Genomic DNA, 2563 nt, shown 5'->3' with positions numbered 1-2563 from the left:
TGCACCCCATCGGCGGATACCGTCCGCTTGCGGGGCGTCTCATTCAACTGTGGGGCGGAGGACAAGAACACTCGGAAAAGGTTGCGCGGGTCATACTTCGCCCGCAGCCGCACTTGGCCCGTCCCGATCCACCGTGTGATTACGTTGTCATAATAGAAAATGCTATGCAGCCGGATACCTTCGCGGCGAACGACGACCTCCTTGAAGGGCAGAAAAGAGTATAGGAACTCGTCCGGGTTTTGCGGCACCAATGGCGGGCTTGAGCGCCGGTCTAGCCGCTCGGCCCAGGCGGCAAGCGGCGGCATTCCAAGACCTGAGTGAACTTCGTGGTGATACGGTCCGAGCACCTCGAGAGCAAACACTCGTTGGAGTTCGCTCAAGGTAAGCACTGCCAACGCCTCCGGATCGGCATCGCCACGCTCTTGAATGTTGGAGAAAGTGGTACCTGGCAGCTCGTGGATCCGCGTCATCAGCGTGCCCATCAGCCGCTCTATGTGTCCGCCAAAGTGCGGCCGTCCGACAGGACGAAATTCAAGTGCGATCCCGTGCTGCTGGCATGCACGCATCATTGCTTGTGAGTGGAACTCACGAGCGTTGTCGACGTGAATGCACCTGGGTAATCCGGCGGCGGGCCAGGGTAGCGTGAGGTCGTTCGCGCTCAGCCACGGACCCTTAGGCAGCACAGCGTGCGTGATCGCAAGCGCTACGCTTGTCGTAGACGGATGCTCTGGTGACATATAGAATCCGCATACAACGCGGGTATCGACATCAAGGACTACGGTCAGCCACACACGGCCAAGAGGCTTGCGAAAGACGTCGTCAACAGCAACCACGTCAACCAGTGTATGGTCGATCTGCACTACGTCGAGAGGATACTCAGTTTCGAGGCTTCCCCGCAGTGGCTTAAAACGCTGGCGAACTGCTGCCGCTCCGTTGCGAGCACGCATCACCACAGATGGCGCCAGAGCGGCCACACGTCGTCTCACGGTTCCCACACTAGGAACAGGCAAATCGGCCGCTTGACAGTCGTGTTTGATCTCTCGATGCAGAGCGGCGACCGACCTCTTTTGGCGGCTCAGATAGTAGCGCTTGATGCCAGCATCGATGACAGCTTCCATCGCCGGAGCGATGCGGCATGCGCCTTTCCGCGATCCCGGGTGGGCTGGTAGTTGGCTCGTGGTTCGGCGATCGGCACGGAAGCGTCGCAGTAGCTCGTACACTTGGCTGCGTTTGAGCTGCAACCTCTCGCAAGCTTCGGCGACCGCCGCGCATGTTCTCGGTTTTTGTTCTGCGAGCCACGCTATGACCTCCGTGCGGCGGACTCCTTCGAGCCACTTTCCTTCGGGGATGTCTGTAAGTGGTACTGAACGAACATTTGCGGCACATGGCAGTCTGTGATCTGGCTCACGCAAACTCTCACTACCGCTAGGCACGTTGGGCTGTTTGCTTTCTGGGATGGTCGCCAAGGTGTCCTCCACAATGCAGAGGCAGCCCAGCTAGCCCACATCGATCATGTCCGCACGGGAAATCAGCAGGCGCCCATCGAACCCCGAATGCGAAAAACCAAGGCACGAAAGGTGGCAAGCGAAGCCCTGCACGTCACTTGGTAAGCGGCCTTAAATGGCGATCGTACACTGTGGTGGGGCCTGATTTTCTTGGCTTAACTTCAACTCAACTCACGACACTGATCGTCGCGAAAACCCAAACGGCCGGAAACTTTCGGATGGTTCCTCTGCATCCTTAAACGCGAACTAGAACCAAGGTTCTCCACTCCGGCAAGGCCCATTCGACAAGCCTCAATCGTCGACTTCTGCACCTGAAGGATCATAGGAACGTAAAGCTTGCGAAAAAATTACTTATCGCCGGGTGGATGCTGCCGCCGATGCCCCTTCGCGGCGGTCTCAAGCCAGCGACTCGGGGCTCCGTCTGGGCTCACGCATGGATCTCAGGCCCTTCCGCGTCGCAAGGTCCCGGTCGATGCTGTGCGCGTTGACCGGCCCGGCGGCGGCGCGGATGGCTTCCAGCGCGTCCCGCTGGAACTTGCCCTTGGCATAGAGGCCGTCGAGCCTGGACACGCTCTTCCGGCGCCTCTTGGCAGGCACCGGAGGGGCACTCCCGACCTGCGCTGGGTCGAGGATGAAGACGGCGAACTCGGGCGCGGCGATGTCACCGGCCAGCGCCTCGGCGCGGCGCGGCGCGGCGTAGCAGCCCCTCCTGCTTTGTGGCGAGTTCAAGACCCTTAACACCCAGCGCGGTGACGGCTTTCTTGGACATTCAGCACCCCTCATTGGCAAGCCAGTCTACCCCTCCCTCCGCATGCATTCTGGTGGCGCTTGCTATTGAATACCGGGGTTTTCTGCTATTCAGCCTGCGCTGGCCCGCTGCCCGTGCACGGTGCAGCAGAGGGGCTGACTTCTTGAACGACAAGCGCGAGGACATCTGCAACCTGCTCGGCTATGCCGAGGAGCTTCTTCGCATCACGGAAAAGGTCAACTCAGACGGTAGCGTCCGCGGAGGTGGTGGAAAATCCGGCACGGTCCGGTGTGTAGGGCTTGGGTGGCCA

General features: G+C 60.1%; 2 protein-coding genes. Both read right to left on the bottom strand.

Features of this window, described 5'->3' with window-relative positions; all coding sequences use genetic code 11:
- The coding region (locus ACFFIC_RS27000) for a Mu transposase C-terminal domain-containing protein (RefSeq protein WP_377056285.1) at positions 1–1118 on the bottom strand (1118 nt) is incomplete at its 3' end.
- 783 nt (positions 1119–1901) lie between these two features.
- Positions 1902–2234, bottom strand: coding sequence for a hypothetical protein (locus tag ACFFIC_RS26995; protein WP_377056283.1), 333 nt, complete (start codon positions 2232–2234; stop codon positions 1902–1904).
- Positions 2235–2563: the final 329 nt, after the last annotated feature.

The sequence above is a fragment of the Muricoccus vinaceus genome (genome assembly GCF_042433125.1).
GTDB lineage: Bacteria > Pseudomonadota > Alphaproteobacteria > Acetobacterales > Acetobacteraceae > Roseomonas > Roseomonas vinacea.
This window is presented reverse-complemented; position numbering and strand designations above follow the sequence as displayed.